Here is a 14413-nt window from a genome sequence, read left to right as displayed (position 1 = left end):
CGCGTAAGATCAAGGCTTTGCGCATAGCCAAGCCAAATCGCCGTGCCGGGGGCGGCCCGGCGATGCGCGGCGGGCCTACGGCCCTCTATTCCGCGCAGGCGAACCGCTGAAACGTCCCGCATAGCAGCTACCACTAAAAAAAAGAGCGAGGCCGCAGCCTCGCCCTTACTCGTCATTGACTGAGTCCAGATCACCCGAAAATATCGGCCACGATCCCGTTATACCAGCCGATGCTTTCCTCATAGGTCTGCTGGCGCAGCTCTGCATCCTCGCCCGTCTGGCTTATGAAGCTGGAGACGGATTCGATCTGGTCTGCGCCTGCCTCGTAATTCGCGCCGACTTTCACACCGTCATTGGTGGCGATCAGCGACCAGCAGGTGTTGGAATAGCGCGCAGGGAAGATGCGGCTGCCCGTCAACTCGCCCCGGATGACGTTTGCCACAACCTTGGCCTGCGAATTGGCCGAGAAGCCCGATTTCGGCATGGCACCCTGTGCGCTGGCATCGCCCAGTACAAAGACATTCTCATCCATGCGCGAGCGCATGTCCGATGGCAGAACAGGTGCCCAGCCCGATGCATCGGTCAGCCCCGCCAGCTCCGCAATTTTACCGGCTTTCTGTGCAGGGATTACGTTGCACACATCGACAGCTTCGACCTGACCATCGATCACCACTTCCATGGAGTCGGGGCGCACCTCGACATTGTTGCCGCCGAAATCGGGGCCGATGCGGGTGACCATGCCGGGGTAGTGGCGTTCCCAGCCTTCTTCGAACAGGGCCTGTTTGGAATAATTTTCCTTCGGGTCCACGATCAGGATTTTGGCGGTCGGGTTGGTCTGTGACAGGACATGCGCCACCATCGATACACGCTCGCCCGGGCCGGGGGGGCAGCGATAGGGGTTCGGGGGCGCTACCATGCAGAATGTGCCGCCTTCGCGCATATTCTCGATCTGGTGTTTCAGCAGTTGCGCCTGCGTGCCGGATTTATAGGCATGGGGCATTTTGCTTTGCTGCGACACATCCCAACCGGGAACCGAGCCTTCGACAAAATCGATGCCGGGGGCCACAACCAGACGGTCATAGGCAATGGATTCGCCAGAGGCCAGCGCCACAGTCTGTGCATCGCGGTCCACACCCACGGCCCAGTCATGCACAACATTCACACCTGTGCGCGCGATATTGCCGTAATCATGGCCAAGCGCGTCAAAGTCCCAGAACCCGCCCAGATACAGGTTCGAGAAATAGCAGGTGTAATACATGCGCGATGGCTCGATCAGGGTCACATCGACTGCGCCATTGCTGTCTTTGGCGATGTAGCGCGCAACTGTTCCGCCGCCCGACCCACCGCCAATGACGACGACGCGGGGCTTGGCCTGACCCAAGGCCATGGGGGCTGAAAGGGCTGCCGAGGCTGCGGTCGCCGTGCCCAGAAATCTGCGTCTGTTCAGTATCATGAAGTCTCTCCCATTGGCGCCTTTTACAAGGCTGATTTCGCGCCCTCCCTCCCGGTTTGTCCAGAGCCTCGCGTGGTTTCAGGCAGGTCTTGACGGGAACATCATTCCTAGGAGCGCGATTTTTTCAGGAACGATGTATAGCTGCCCGCGTGCCAATCGCGTGCATGTGCTGCACCGGCCTGCGCCAGTGCAACACTATTCTTATTCACGGCCCAGTTTGTAAAAATACGCCGCAAGTGCGGCAATTTCTTCGTCATCAAGGCGTTGTGACACAGATTGCATCACCTCATGCGGGCGCAGTTTCTGCTTATAGGCATGCATCGCCACAACAAAGTCTTCTTGCGGCCAGCCCAAGATTCCGGGAATGCCGGAATGGTCGCCGCTGCGCTGGTGGCAGGTGGTGCATTCCGCACTCAGAAATTCGCCATATTCAACATCCCCCTCAAGGGCGAGGGTTTCTGCGGGAAGTTCCACCTCGCGCGCGATGGCGGTGGGCGAGGCTTCGGGGATGTTCTGGGGTTGATCAGAATAGGCGCGCATATAGGCGATAAGGTTTGCGCGCCTGTCTGCATCATTCAGGCCACGATAGGACATGCGGGTGCCGGAAACCAAGGCGCGCGGGTTTTCGATATAGGCATGCAAGCGCACCAGATCCCAGACCAGCCCATCGCGCCCCTGACGGACAAGCGCTTCGGAATAGCGGAAATCGTCATGGCTGCCTGCGCGCCGGTCGAAAATGCGGTTCAGATGCGGGCCGATGCGGTGCACTGCCCCCTCTCCGATTTGGTGACAACTGGCGCATTCACGCTGATACACTTGCGCGCCTGCGGCCGCATCGCCAATGGGGGTGGCTTGCCCCAAGGCGAGTGTCGGGGCCATAACAGCCCCGATGCAGAGTAGGATTTTCAGTTTCTCAAACAATAGACCACCGTGTTTCAGTTGGAATACGACATCAGATAGGCAATCAGTGCCGCCCGTTCATCCTCGCTGCGCACACCACGGAAGGACATCCGGTTTCTTGGGATCAAACCTGCCGGATTTTCAAGGAAGGCGTCAAGTGTTTCTTCCGTCCAGACCAGCCCCCCCTCGGATGCCTCGATCAGGGCGGGCGAGTAGCGGAACCCGTCCGCATGGCCTGCGGCTTGCCCGACAACACCGTTCAACTGCGGGCCTGTGCCATTGCGTGCCCCGTCGCCCAGCTGGTGACAGGTGCGGCATTGGCGCCAAGCGGCCTCGCCTGCGGCGACCAGCGCCGGATCAAGCGATGCCATCTGCACGGCCTCCTCTGCGGGTGCCGCTTCGGGTTCGGCAGATGCCTCTTCCACTGTGTCCGTCGGGGCAGGCGCGGGGGCGCTGCCATCGGAATAGGTGAAGCGGATGATCGGGAATTCCGGCGTGACGTCAATATCGGTCGCGCGGGCCGATATGGACACAGGCGCGCGGCAATCGCTCATGCACGGCTCTTGCGTGAACAAGGGCAGTTCCACGTCGTCACGGTCATCGACAAAGAAGCCGTCCGCATTGGGCAGTGTGATCGATGTGAAGTTTTCGTGCGTCAACTCGAAATCGTCATCCACAAGACCGCCCGAATACAGAATGTACGCGGTGATGGCATAGACCTCGTCGCCGGTCAGGGTTTGCGCCGCCCCAAAAGGCATGGAGCGGTTGACATAATCCCACACAGTCGACAGGTGGGGCCAATAGCTGTCGGTTGTCTTGACCGGACGGTCATCCATAAGCGTGCCAAGGCCACCCACGATTTGCGGCCAGTTGCCTGCACCTTCGGCGAAATCGCCATGGCACACGGCGCATTGCTCGATCCACAGGTCTTCGCCATCCAGCACATTGCCGCCGCCTTGTGGCAAGCCGCGCCCGTCTGGCATGATCGCAACATCCCAGGCTGCCACTTCCTCGGGCAGGGCCGCGCGGCCTATGCCCAAAGGCTCTGCCAGGGCCGGGACCGCACCCAGTGTCAAAAGGGCCGTTGAGGCGAGTAGATTACGACACTTCGACATTTTCAGCGTCCCCGTTTTCATTGACATACCAAGTCTGGATTGCATTGTTGTGATAGATCGAGTTCAGCCCGCGAATGGCGCGCAACTGTTCCTTGGTGGGCTGTACATAGCCAGTCTCGTCTATCGCGCGGGCTTGCAGGAACATCGGCGCGCCGTCCCAGACATGGTCGAAATAGAACCGCGTCACGGCCATGCTTTGCGGGTCGCCCGCGATGCGCGCCTCTTGCCAGTTCACGCCACCATCAACGGAGACATCCACCCGTGTGACCTTGCCCCGGCCCGACCATGCCAGCCCGGTAATGACCATCGGTCCCGGCCCGTGGCTGACGGGCACTTGCGGCGAGGGCGAGGTGATGACGGATTTCGCATCCATCACCCATGTCCATTTGCGCGCGCGCCCATCCGGCATCAGGTCGGTGTATTTCGAGGTTTCCTCGCGGCTTTCAATCGGGCCGTCATGCACGCCGATGCGGCGCAGCCATTTGACCCACATGTTACCTTCCCAGCCCGGCACGACCAGCCGCACAGGATAGCCATGTTCCATGCGCAGCGCCTCGCCATTGGCGTAAAACGCGACGATGCAATCATCGAGCGCCTTTTCCATCGGGATAGAGCGGCCGTTGGACGACGCATCATGCCCCTCGACATAGACCCATGTGCCCTCGGGCTTTACACCGGCTTCATTCAGCAGCGTGCGCAAGCTGACGCCGGTATATTCCATGTTATGGATCATGCCATGGGTGAATTGTGCGCCATTCAGCTGCGCGCCGCCCCATTCCATGCCGCCATTGGCCGCGCATTCGCAGAAATAGGTGTGCTGCACACGCGGCATGCGCATCAGATCACCAAAGGTGAAGACCAGCGGCTTGTCTACCAGCCCTGTGATCATCAGGCGGTATTCGTCCTTGCTCATCTCGATCGCGCCGGAATGGTGGCGCTCGAACGCGCAGCCCTGCGGGGTGATCGTGCCATCCAGCGCATGGATCGGTGTGAAGTTGATCGAGCTGATGGGGTCAGCGGTCAGCCATTCCACATTGCGGCGCACGACGTGATCTTCAAAATGGATCGGCATGCCGTAGGGCGTTGCATCCACCCCTTCGCCAAGGAAAGAGGCGTAGGGTTGCACTTCGGTAATCAGCGGGTCGGGGCTTGCGGCTTTCGCACCGGCCCCGACCATTGCGCCCCCTGCGGCCAGACCTGCAGTGCGCAGGAAATCACGGCGGGAGGTGCCGCGTGGCGTCTTGGCGGCGTCATTCGGCGTATCAGTCATGACGTCGGTTCCTCTGGTTTTGGGGGCAGGGCAAATGGCCCGCCCTTCGTTGATCTTACAGCCCTGTGACCTGTACCGATGTGTTCGGTTCCAGCGCCACGCGGCCAATCTTGCGGATATGGTTTTCGACGACATCCCAAATCTGGGGGCCTTCGGTTTCAGGGTTCACCGAGGCCCAGCCGCCCACAACATAATTGCGCGCAGGGTCAATCGCCTCACCTGTGGAGAGCAGCGTCATATCGGAAATACGCTGGTTCACCGGGGCCGAGACATCGACACGGTAGCCCAGACCCCCGATGCGGACCATGTCGCCGCCTTGCTGGAAATAGGGGTCGGGGTTGAAGATGTTATCGGCCACATCTTCCAACACGACTTTCAGGAAATCGCCCGTCATCTCGGTGCGGTAGCATTCGCCATAGGTCATCGAGGTGACAGAATGGATGTCTTCACGCGTAATTGCATCGCCCGGCAGCAGGCTGGCACCCCAGCGCACGCCGGGTGACATGGCGATTTCTGTGTCGCGCTCTTCCATGATCGCTTCGCAGATCAGGTCGTCCCAAGTGCCGTTGAAATTGCCGCGACGATACAGAAGCGAGTCTGTGTGGCCGATGACTTCTTCCAGCTGGTCCTTATAGGGCGCGCGCTCATTGTCGATCAGGGCGGCCATTTCGGGGTCTGGGGCGATGACATCTGCAAAGATCGGGATCAGTTTGTGGCGGAAGCCCATCATGCGCCCGTCGCGCACATCCAGATCAAGGCGCGTGACGAATTTGCCATGGCTGCCCGATGCGATGAGCAGCGTCTCGCCCACGATCACCGGCTCTGGCAGGGCGTCATGGGTGTGGCCGGTCAGCACAACGTCAATGCCGGTGACGCGGCTGGCCATCTGGCGGTCCACGTCGAAGCCGTTATGCGACAGCACGACAACCAGATCGGCCCCTTGCGCGCGCACTTCATCAACCATTTCCTGCATGCGTTGGTCACGAATGCCGAAGCTGAAATCAGGGAATTTCCAACCGGGATTGGCGATGGGCATATAAGGAAAGGCTTGCCCGATAACCGCGATTTTGACGCCGCCGCGCTCGAACCATGTATAGGGGTCGAATTCTTCCGAGGGTTCATTCCATTCATTGTCAAAGATGTTCTGGCCAAGGAAAGGGAAGGGCAGGTCGGCCACAATCTCGCGCACGCGGTCTTGGCCGAAGGTCCATTCCCAATGCGAGGTCATTGCCTCTACGCCCAAAGCATTCATCACATTGACCACGTCCTGACCCTTGGTCAGGTAGCTGGTCATGGAGCCGTGCCATGTATCGCCGCCATCCAGCAGCAGCGCATCGGGGCGGTCGGCGCGGATGGCGTTGACCACGGTCGCCACGCGGTCCATGCCGCCCATGCGCCCATAGGTGCGCCCAAGTGCTTCAAAATCCACATAGGTCAGCGCATAGGCATCAGCTGATCCGGGTGTAAGGTTGAACATCTCGATGAAGTCTTTGCCCACGACATGCGGTGGTTTGCCCTTCACGCCGCCCACGCCGATATTCCATTCCGGTTCGCGGAACCAGATGGGTTTCAGATGGGCGTGAATATCGGTGATATGGATCAGCGACACATTCCCGAACGTGTCAAAGCGCAGCAGATCATCTTGCGTCAGCGCCTGTTGGGCAGAGAGTTTCGACCAGTTGCCAAAACCCGAGATGCCATACAGCGCCGAGGCTGCGATGGACGCTTGCAGAAATTCGCGCCGGGATATCATGTGAAGTGCTCCTTGAGGATGGTCTGGCACATGGCGGGGAGGAGATCGCCATATGCCAATCTGCGAAAGTGTGAATATTATTTGGCAGAGTCAGTCCTCTGGCCGAGTGGGGCGCGAGGCTATGCCCGCGCCCGCGATTGGTTACTGACGAACCGAGATGCCTTCGACCGGCAGGCCCAGACCGCGAGAGGACACATAAAGTTCCAACTCGCGGAACTCTTGCGACCCTTCAGCGAAGGATTCCCCGCGCGTATCGCGGATACATCCGCGGAAACGCTGGTGCAGCGGTACGATCGACGCGTTCTTCAGGCGGTAGGTCGGAAAGCCGTTCGACATGCCCTGTGACAGGTGGTCTGCGCGGATCATCCGGCCCCAGTTGTCTTCGTGGCAATTGGCACAAGACAGTTCCAACTGGCCAAAGCGCGTGTAATACATTTCACGCCCTTTTTCCCAGAATTCAGCCGCTTCGCCATCGATTTTGACAGCAACCGGCATGCCGCGCGACTGCAACGAGATCAGCGAGGTGACGTCTTTCATCGGCTCGCTGTTCCAGCCCCAAGCGTCGGCGCCCATGCGTTCTGTCCGGCAGTTGTTGATGTAGTTCTGCATCGACCACAACTCGCCGTTTTCATTGACCTTTGGCATGACAGCGCGCACGCCTGCCATCGATTCAACATCGCCGTGGCAATCGGCGCAAGACTGGTTTGCCGTGCCTTCCGCCAATTCCCAGCGGTCTTCACCACGTTCGGCAAATAACATGCCGGGATTGTCGAAATCATCCATTTGCAACTCACGGGTTTCATCCGTGCGGAACAGCCAGCCGGAATAAATCTCGGGCAAGACGCCGCCCAGATGCTCGGGCGGCTCTGCGCGGGTGGCGATGTGCAACTCACCCTCGATAATCAGTTCAGCATCGGGATGCGGGTCTGCAAAGGCTGTGCTGCTTAGCATAGCCCCGCAAATTGCCACAGTGGCCCAAAGCTTGGTCATGGTCTTCATGCGTGTCTCCTCCCAGACTGGCTGTGACCTGTCGTATCAGCTGACTTCGAAACTCTGTGTCTCGGAATAGACAGAGCCATCATCGTCATACCATGTGAAAACAAAGTCTGCGGACTCGTCGACCTGCACATCGAATTCCATGTACGGGTTGGCCGAAATCGCAGGTTCCATCGTCACATCAAGCACCATCTGCCCTGCATATTCGCAGGTGAAGCGGTTGATGATCTGGCGCGGGATCGCGTTGCCCGAACCATCGCGGCGCAGGCCGGTTTCCATGTTGTGGCTGATAAGGGTTTTCACCTCGATCACGTCGCCAGCATTGGCAGAGCGTGGAAGGCGGATGCGGGGTCTGACGTCAGACATATCTTTTTCTCCTAGAATAGGGATGGAAAGGCGATGCTGGCAGGCCCTTAGCCGCCGCAACCGCCGATGGTGACCTTCACTTCCACAGCGCCGCGCGCAAAGCTGCCATCGCTCATTTTAGCGATTGCAACAACGTCCTGTGTGCCGCCAAGGCGGATGCGGGTGGCCGCGCGCGATGTGGCCGCACCCTCGCCAAAGCCGAATTTGGCCACGCCCGGTGTCGGGTTGCCAGCGGCAAGCAGCAAAATCTCGGTCGCGCCCGGTGCATCTACCGCGATTGGCACAGTGTTGCCGTTTTCCGCGATTTCGGGTGCGCTGATTGTTACGCCGCCATCAGTGACGGAAGCACCGCCGGTGAAAGCGGAAATGGCATCGTCAACGGCCGAGGCGCTGGCTACGCCGGGGACCATTGCGACAGCTGCTACGCCAAGGCCCAGTGCCATGGTATCGCGTCTTGTCAGCATTGAATTATCCTCTCATGATTGGTGCTTCAGGGAACTGTCCCGTTGCGGGATGGCGCTGTTACCAGTCGGTCAGCGTCATCAGATAGGCCACGACATCTTCAACCTGCTGGGCTGTCAGAAGCGTGGAAAAGGTTTCAGGGTTATAGGCGCGGGCGGTGTACGCCTCGCCGGGGCGAATATAGTCTTCGGGGTTGTCATTGTAAAACACGGGCATCATGCTTTCGGGAAACACGCGCTTGGCATTGGCCACGATCCCGCGCAATTCTGCTTCGGACCATCTGGCCCCCGACCCGTCTAGCGAGGGGCCGATATTGCCTTGGAAATCGTGTTCCGGCATCGCTGTATTCTGGTGGCAGGACAGGCAATTCCCCGCTGACCGGCTGGAAACTGTAACTGCGCCAGCGACCGGATCACCCGGTGTTCCAGATAGCGATGCGGGAATCGCGATTTCATCTTCCCAGACTATATCCGCCGGTGAAATTTCGGCAAATGTTGCTCCGCCCCAAATCACTGCCGTGGCGGCACAGGCTGCGGAAAGTGATCGTCTTGTCATGAAAGCCCTCCCAGACGGTTAAACGGTAATGCGCTCTCCCAAGCTTACCGTTATGCGACAATAGACCACAGTATACCGATGCTGCAAATGAAAATTCGATTTTTTGCATATTGTTTTTTGTGAATATTGATGAACGAAAAAAGCCATGCCGGATTTCTGCGGCATGGCCTTGAGATTTAAGAATTATTTTACCTCAATCCGAACGGGCTTGCAGCATGCGTGCGACGTAATGCTGGAAATGTTCCTCGCCCTCATAGCCTTTTTCCAGCACCCATTGCAGCATCAGCCGCGTCGTCCCGCGCTCGAACGCGCCGGGCATGGTCATGACGGCCGCATCGCGCATGCTGCCCGATTCGGGAACGTGCTCGGGTGCGAAGATCATGGTGGGTGTGAACACCACACCCCAGCGCCGCGCCATGTCGCGTTCATCCAGCGTTGTGCCATCGAAATCCGTGATTGGCACATTGCCGAACAGATTGATCTGCACCACCATGAAGTCCTCGGTCAGCATGCGGGTGATTTCAGGGTCGGGATAGACATTTTCATGCATGCGCGTGCAATAGATGCAGCCGCGCTGCTCGAACATCAGCAACAGGCGTTTGCCTTCGGCCTGCGCGTCTTCCAAGTCATCGCGCATGTCGCGGAATGTCTCGACCAGCCAGTCGGGTTTGTGCAATCCGTCCTCGCCCACGGGTGTGGCCTGCACAGGTGCTGCCACGACCAAGGCCAACAGCCCTGCGCTTATCAGATTCAGAAGTTTCATGTCATCCTCCCCCCTGTGGTGTGGTCAGCCTATGGTGGCGAACCACGGAAAAATTTCCAGCATGCCTTCGGCGATATAGGCCACCGAATCAGTGGCGATCAGCACGGCGAATAAAACCAGCATAGCGCCCATGACCTTTTCGACATGCGCCAATTTGCTGCGATGGCGGCCCACCCAGTTCAGGAACGGGCGCGCGAACAGGGCGGCCAGAACAAATGGCAGCGTCATGGCCAGACCATAGACGGCCAGCAGGGCGGCCCCTTCCCAGATATTGCCCATGCCCGATGCGATCATCAAAATCGCGGCCAAAGCGGGGCCGACACAGGGCGTCCAGCCAAAGCCAAAGGCCAGCCCCATGACATAAGACCCGATAACCGATTTCGGCGCGGTGGATGTTTCAATCCGCGCTTCCCGATACAACAGGGAGATGCGCAACAGCCCCAGAAAATGCAGCCCGAAGATGAACAGAACCCCCGCCGCGACCCATTTCAGAATGTCGCGGTAGGCGATGAATGTCTGCCCAAGCGCCGTGGCCCCCATGCCAAGCAGCATGAAAATCGTCGTCACCCCAAGTGCGAAGGCGACCGAGGCCAGCACAAGCCGCTTTTGCGCACCGGGGGCCAGACCCTGTTCATCGCGCAATTCCGACATGGACAGGCCCGCCATATAGCACAGGTAAAAGGGCACAATGGGCAGGATGCAAGGCGACAGGAACGATAAAAGCCCCGCAATCGCTGCCCCACCATAGCTGATATCAAACATGTGTTGTGACCTTTGCTTGTCTTGCGCTGCGACAGGACATCTTGTGGTTGCCTTCCAGAGATCGACATATTACTTTGTTCATATGTTTACATCTATGCGTCAATCCCTTGTTTCCGCTGCTGTGCAGAAAGCCCTTGTGGTGGCGCTGGCGTTGTCGCTTCCTGCGATGGGTTCCGCGCAGGCGCAGGAGTTGCGTTTGCTGATGGTCGAGCAGGCGGGATGCTATTACTGCCGCGTCTTTAACCGCGATATCGCGCCGGTTTATGAAAAATCGGCAGAGGGGCAGGCGGCGCCTTTGGTGCATGTGCAGCTTCGGGGTGATCTACCCGAAGGGGTGGTGCTGAACACGCAACCCTTTGTCACGCCGACATTTATTCTGATCGGCCCAGACGGGGCCGAGATTGAACGCCTGACAGGTTTTCCCGGCGAAGATTTCTTCTGGCCCTATATCAGTGATATGATTTCAACGGCGCAAGCAGGACTTGCACAGTGACCTTGGCTTGAACGCTACCTTTCGCAAAGCGCATGTGCTAAACTGACAGGTGAAACAAGACTGCACCGCCTTCACGCAGTCTTGTGCGACCGAAAGTTCATGCATGCCGGACGGACAAAATCGCGAACAGACTCTTCCCCCAGAGGATGAGATGGCTGTGCGGCGCAGGCAGCAGCGCGCGACAGCGGGTCTGACATTGGACGAATTGCAGGCCGAAGCGCGCGAGGCATCGGAATTCCTGAAGGCCATGGGCCATGAAGGCCGGCTTCTGATGCTGTATTACCTGTGCGAGCGCGATCATTCTGTGGCGGAACTGGAACGCCTGATCATGTCGCGCCAAGCGGCTGTCAGCCAGCAACTTGCCCGTCTGCGCCATGAGAAACTGGTGACAACACGGCGCGAGGGGAACCAGATTTTCTACTCTCTGGCAGATGAACGCGTGCGCGAGGCGGTGCAAATGGTGCAGCGCCTGTTCCGCGCGACAGCGCCTTGATGATTTAGATCAAGGCCCGTTCCGCCGCCCCTGTGGCATAAGCCGCCATCTGCAATGCTGCATGCGGGGGGCGGCGATGGACCTTTACGACATTATCGACAGATTTGGTGAAGGCAATATCGAGGCCCTGATGGGCCTGATGGTCGGGCTTGTGTTCGGGGTTGCGGCGCAACGCTCGCGGTTTTGCCTGCGTGCGGCGACAGTGGAATTTGCGCGCGGCCAGTTCGGGCCAAGGCTGGCAATCTGGCTTCTGACCTTCTCGACCGCAGTTGTCTGGGTGCAGGGCGCGCAGGCTTTGGGCCTGTTCCGCGTCAGTGATGCGCGCATGATGGCGGTGCCGGGGTCTTGGTCGGGGGCAGTAATCGGAGGGCTATTGTTCGGGGTGGGCATGGTGCTGGCGCGCGGCTGCTCGGGGCGGTTGCTGGTGCTGGCGGCGACAGGCAATCTGCGTTCGGTCATTGCGGGCATGGTCTTTGCGATCGTCGCACAGATGAGTCTGTATGGCTGGCTTGCGCCCTTGCGCAACAGCCTTGCCGCGCTGTGGATCACACCGGACGGGCGCAATCTGCATCTGTTGGCGATGGTGCAGCTGCCGGAAACTTTGGCGCTGTGGATCGGTGTGGCGCTGGCCGCGCTGGCCATTGCGCTTGCGCTGCGCAACCAGCTTGGGGCGCGCCCGCTGGTCTTTGCCTCTGGTGTGGGGTTCGCGGTGGCGCTGGGCTGGATGATGACATGGAATCTGGCGCAGGTCAGCTTTGATCCGGTCAATGTGACCTCGGCCACCTTTACCGGCCCCTCGGCCAATACGCTGATGTTCTTTCTCAACCCCAATCCAAGCTTGCGCTTTGATGTCGGTCTGGTCCCCGGTGTGGTGCTGGGTGCATTTCTGGCGGCATTGGTCAGCCGCGAATTGCAATGGCAGGGCTATGACGGCGCGGATGCCATGCGCCGCTCGCTGCTGGGGGCAGGGTTGATGGGCTTTGGCGGGATGCTGGCGGGTGGCTGCGCAATTGGTGCAGGTGTAACGGGCGGGTCGATCTTTGCCGCGACAGCCTTGCTGGCTTTGCTGTGCATGTGGATCGGCGCGGCGCTGACCGATTTTCTGGTCGATCAACGACAGGACCGCTGTGCTGCCACGATTTAACTGGCGGGCCGTTTCATGACAGGCTGCAATCACACTTGGGCATCGCGCCGAAATCTGTCTTGTGGGCTGTCAGCTGCGGCGCAAGCGGGCGCAGGGCTGGTGCCCCGCTGCGCAAAAGATGTGGTATGAAAGCGGCCAATGCTTCGCAAAAATGCCCAAATCGCGCCTTGGTGACACCATAAAGAACGCTTACCAGTTGCAAATTCCTATCGCTTAGGCGTTTTGAAAGGTTATTTTGCAATGGCTAGATTGTTCAACAAAATTGTCCGACCAGCACTGATTGCGGAGTTTTTCCGCCGTGAAGGCGGCGCAATGACAGTTGACTGGGTCGTTCTGGGGGCGGCGACGGTGGGGATGGGCATCAGCTCGGCCGTTGTTGTGCGCAACGGGTCTGAAGATCTGGGGCAGCGCATTCTGAATTCGCTCAACAGTGTTCAGGTGGGCGAGATGACTTTGAATATCGGGGGTCTCAGCGGCATTGATCCAGCTGTTATCGAAACCTATTCAACGTCGCTTCTGTCCGGTGGGCGCGTGCAGACCGATGTTTATGTTGACGGTCAGCTGGTCCGCACTGAAATCACCGACCCGCAAAATACCCATGACTGGGAAAATATCGTAAGACATTTTGACGAAAACGGACAGATGGTTTCCGAACATGTCAATTATGATGACGGGCGCATTCGCAACACATTCTTTGAAGATGGTGTGCGCACCGCGCAGGATTGGTCTGATCCAAACAATGCCCATGCGTGGAAAACGATCGATGTGACATATGACGAGCAGGGCCGCATGCTGACCAGACTTGAGGTTTTGAACAACAACCACAATATTGCGGATCAACATGTTGACGGGCGGTTGGTTGAACGCGTCCGCAGCACCCCTGAAGGGATTATCACCTCGACCGAAGCGCATAGCTATGTGCTGGCCGAAAACGGTCAGCAACTGGAACGCAGGATCGATTATAGCGACGGGCGTATCCTGAACACGATATATGAAAATGGCCGTGCCGTGTCGCAAACTGTGACCGACCCCGACAATTCGCATAACTGGACCAACCAGAACTGGACTTGGAACGAACAGGGGCAGGTGGCCAGCCACAATATCACCAACAACGACGGCACACGCAACGAACACATCTATGCAGACGGGCGCGTTGCAATGACCAATCGCTTTGATGCCAATAATCAGCATGTATCGACGGAAGAGCGCGGATATGATGCAGCGGGGCGGCTGATCTCGTTGACAGATACGGGCGTGAATGGCGTGTTTGTGCGCAATGAAACCCGCACCTTGGACGCAGCAGGCAGGCTGATTGGCCAGAATATCAGCCACGCAGATGGACGGCAGGTTGTTATAGCCCACGAAAACGGTGTGCGTACCGAACAGACGATTACCCACGCGCAGCATCAGCATGGGTATGCAACCGAGGTCCTGCGTTTTGATCAAAACGACCGTATCGCTGAACGCACGGTCACGCGAACCAACGGCACCTCTTATCTGGAGACCCGTGATCAGGGGCGTATAAGCCATCGGACCGAGTTCAACGCAGCAGGCAATGTGGTCGGTACATCAGACTGGACGTATCAGGTTGATGAATTCAACAGAATTCAGCTGCGCAACATCAACCATAGCGACGGGCGCCAGTCAGTAACCACATATTCTGGCATTGATCGCCCTGTGCAGCAGACGGTTGTTGATGTCCAGAACCGTCACTGGTGGTCAGATCAGGTCACTTCGTATGACAGCATGGGCCGCATTTCTAATACGATCGTGAACTATAATGACGGGCGGCAATACGAAGATATTTATGTTGTAGGTATTCGGACCCAACGCATCTTCCGCGATGTCGACGGCAACGTAACCTCTACCGAATCATTCTGAGCTAAGA

Annotated in this window: 15 protein-coding genes; 4 read left to right on the top strand and 11 right to left on the bottom strand. The window is 58.4% G+C overall.

All coding sequences use genetic code 11. The features are described from left to right. Positions 1 to 190 precede the first annotated feature (190 nt). The 11 genes from BG455_RS02080 to BG455_RS02030 all read right to left on the bottom strand — a co-directional run bounded on the left by BG455_RS02080 (position 191) and on the right by BG455_RS02030 (position 10395). Positions 191 to 1453: an NAD(P)/FAD-dependent oxidoreductase gene (locus BG455_RS02080; protein WP_071468305.1), complete on the bottom strand. Its 1263-nt coding sequence runs from the start codon at positions 1451 to 1453 to the stop codon at positions 191 to 193. Between the two features lie 201 nt (positions 1454 to 1654). Next, complete coding sequence (locus tag BG455_RS02075) at positions 1655 to 2332, bottom strand: c-type cytochrome (protein WP_111361352.1); 678 nt, start codon at positions 2330 to 2332, stop codon at positions 1655 to 1657. A 56-nt stretch (positions 2333 to 2388) separates the two neighbouring features. Continuing rightward, positions 2389 to 3429, bottom strand: coding sequence for a c-type cytochrome (locus tag BG455_RS02070; protein WP_342742035.1), 1041 nt, complete (start codon positions 3427 to 3429; stop codon positions 2389 to 2391). A gap of 22 nt (positions 3430 to 3451) precedes the next feature. Further along, complete coding sequence (gene soxC / locus BG455_RS02065) at positions 3452 to 4738, bottom strand: sulfite dehydrogenase (protein ID WP_071468304.1); 1287 nt, start codon at positions 4736 to 4738, stop codon at positions 3452 to 3454. 55 nt (positions 4739 to 4793) lie between these two features. After that, the gene (gene soxB / locus BG455_RS02060) at positions 4794 to 6491 is read right to left on the bottom strand and encodes a thiosulfohydrolase SoxB (protein WP_071468303.1); all 1698 of its coding nucleotides are present in this window, start codon (positions 6489 to 6491) and stop codon (positions 4794 to 4796) included. A gap of 141 nt (positions 6492 to 6632) precedes the next feature. Next, positions 6633 to 7490, bottom strand: coding sequence for a sulfur oxidation c-type cytochrome SoxA (gene soxA, locus BG455_RS02055; RefSeq protein ID WP_071468302.1), 858 nt, complete (start codon positions 7488 to 7490; stop codon positions 6633 to 6635). 36 nt (positions 7491 to 7526) lie between these two features. Beyond that, complete coding sequence (soxZ, locus tag BG455_RS02050; RefSeq protein ID WP_071468301.1) at positions 7527 to 7853, bottom strand: thiosulfate oxidation carrier complex protein SoxZ; 327 nt, start codon at positions 7851 to 7853, stop codon at positions 7527 to 7529. Positions 7854 to 7900: 47 nt separating this feature from the next. After that, positions 7901 to 8317: a thiosulfate oxidation carrier protein SoxY gene (soxY, locus tag BG455_RS02045; RefSeq protein ID WP_071468300.1), complete on the bottom strand. Its 417-nt coding sequence runs from the start codon at positions 8315 to 8317 to the stop codon at positions 7901 to 7903. Positions 8318 to 8375: 58 nt separating this feature from the next. Beyond that, a complete protein-coding gene (gene soxX / locus BG455_RS02040; RefSeq protein WP_071468299.1) occupies positions 8376 to 8870 on the bottom strand; it encodes a sulfur oxidation c-type cytochrome SoxX in 495 nt (164 codons plus the stop codon). A 193-nt stretch (positions 8871 to 9063) separates the two neighbouring features. Further along, on the bottom strand, positions 9064 to 9633 hold the full coding sequence (locus BG455_RS02035) for a thioredoxin family protein (RefSeq protein WP_071468298.1): 570 nt from the start codon (positions 9631 to 9633) through the stop codon (positions 9064 to 9066). A 24-nt stretch (positions 9634 to 9657) separates the two neighbouring features. Beyond that, positions 9658 to 10395 carry a cytochrome c biogenesis CcdA family protein gene (locus BG455_RS02030; RefSeq protein WP_071468297.1) on the bottom strand — a complete coding sequence of 246 codons (738 nt, stop codon included), beginning with the start codon at positions 10393 to 10395 and terminating at the stop codon, positions 9658 to 9660. Positions 10396 to 10489: 94 nt separating this feature from the next. Between BG455_RS02030 and BG455_RS02025 the strand changes: the two genes are divergently transcribed. From BG455_RS02025 to BG455_RS17235, 4 genes are all read left to right on the top strand, one after another. Then, on the top strand, positions 10490 to 10888 hold the full coding sequence (locus tag BG455_RS02025) for a thioredoxin domain-containing protein (RefSeq protein ID WP_245735446.1): 399 nt from the start codon (positions 10490 to 10492) through the stop codon (positions 10886 to 10888). A gap of 151 nt (positions 10889 to 11039) precedes the next feature. Then, positions 11040 to 11381 carry an ArsR/SmtB family transcription factor gene (locus tag BG455_RS02020; protein ID WP_071468295.1) on the top strand — a complete coding sequence of 114 codons (342 nt, stop codon included), beginning with the start codon at positions 11040 to 11042 and terminating at the stop codon, positions 11379 to 11381. 76 nt (positions 11382 to 11457) lie between these two features. Then, positions 11458 to 12525, top strand: coding sequence for a YeeE/YedE family protein (locus BG455_RS02015; protein ID WP_071468331.1), 1068 nt, complete (start codon positions 11458 to 11460; stop codon positions 12523 to 12525). A 312-nt stretch (positions 12526 to 12837) separates the two neighbouring features. Then, positions 12838 to 14406, top strand: coding sequence for a hypothetical protein (locus BG455_RS17235; RefSeq protein WP_177190864.1), 1569 nt, complete (start codon positions 12838 to 12840; stop codon positions 14404 to 14406). Positions 14407 to 14413: the final 7 nt, after the last annotated feature.

It is taken from the genome of Roseinatronobacter thiooxidans, assembly GCF_001870675.1.
Taxonomy (GTDB): Bacteria; Pseudomonadota; Alphaproteobacteria; order Rhodobacterales; family Rhodobacteraceae; genus Roseinatronobacter; species Roseinatronobacter thiooxidans.
The sequence above is the reverse complement of the archived record's forward strand: the minus strand, read 5'-3'. Positions and strand labels throughout refer to the sequence as shown.

Coding starts and splice junctions, on each gene's coding strand:
- BG455_RS02080 (WP_071468305.1), bottom strand. CDS start 1,453: ATGATACTGAACAGACGCAGATTTCTGGGCACGGCGACCGCAGCCTCG.
- BG455_RS02075 (WP_111361352.1), bottom strand. CDS start 2,332: ATGGCCCCGACACTCGCCTTGGGGCAAGCCACCCCCATTGGCGATGCG.
- soxC (WP_071468304.1), bottom strand. CDS start 4,738: ATGACTGATACGCCGAATGACGCCGCCAAGACGCCACGCGGCACCTCC.
- soxB (WP_071468303.1), bottom strand. CDS start 6,491: ATGATATCCCGGCGCGAATTTCTGCAAGCGTCCATCGCAGCCTCGGCG.
- soxA (WP_071468302.1), bottom strand. CDS start 7,490: ATGAAGACCATGACCAAGCTTTGGGCCACTGTGGCAATTTGCGGGGCT.
- soxZ (WP_071468301.1), bottom strand. CDS start 7,853: ATGTCTGACGTCAGACCCCGCATCCGCCTTCCACGCTCTGCCAATGCT.
- soxY (WP_071468300.1), bottom strand. CDS start 8,317: ATGCTGACAAGACGCGATACCATGGCACTGGGCCTTGGCGTAGCAGCT.
- soxX (WP_071468299.1), bottom strand. CDS start 8,870: ATGACAAGACGATCACTTTCCGCAGCCTGTGCCGCCACGGCAGTGATT.
- BG455_RS02035 (WP_071468298.1), bottom strand. CDS start 9,633: ATGAAACTTCTGAATCTGATAAGCGCAGGGCTGTTGGCCTTGGTCGTG.
- BG455_RS02030 (WP_071468297.1), bottom strand. CDS start 10,395: ATGTTTGATATCAGCTATGGTGGGGCAGCGATTGCGGGGCTTTTATCG.
- BG455_RS02025 (WP_245735446.1), top strand. CDS start 10,490: ATGCGTCAATCCCTTGTTTCCGCTGCTGTGCAGAAAGCCCTTGTGGTG.
- BG455_RS02020 (WP_071468295.1), top strand. CDS start 11,040: ATGGCTGTGCGGCGCAGGCAGCAGCGCGCGACAGCGGGTCTGACATTG.
- BG455_RS02015 (WP_071468331.1), top strand. CDS start 11,458: ATGGACCTTTACGACATTATCGACAGATTTGGTGAAGGCAATATCGAG.
- BG455_RS17235 (WP_177190864.1), top strand. CDS start 12,838: ATGACAGTTGACTGGGTCGTTCTGGGGGCGGCGACGGTGGGGATGGGC.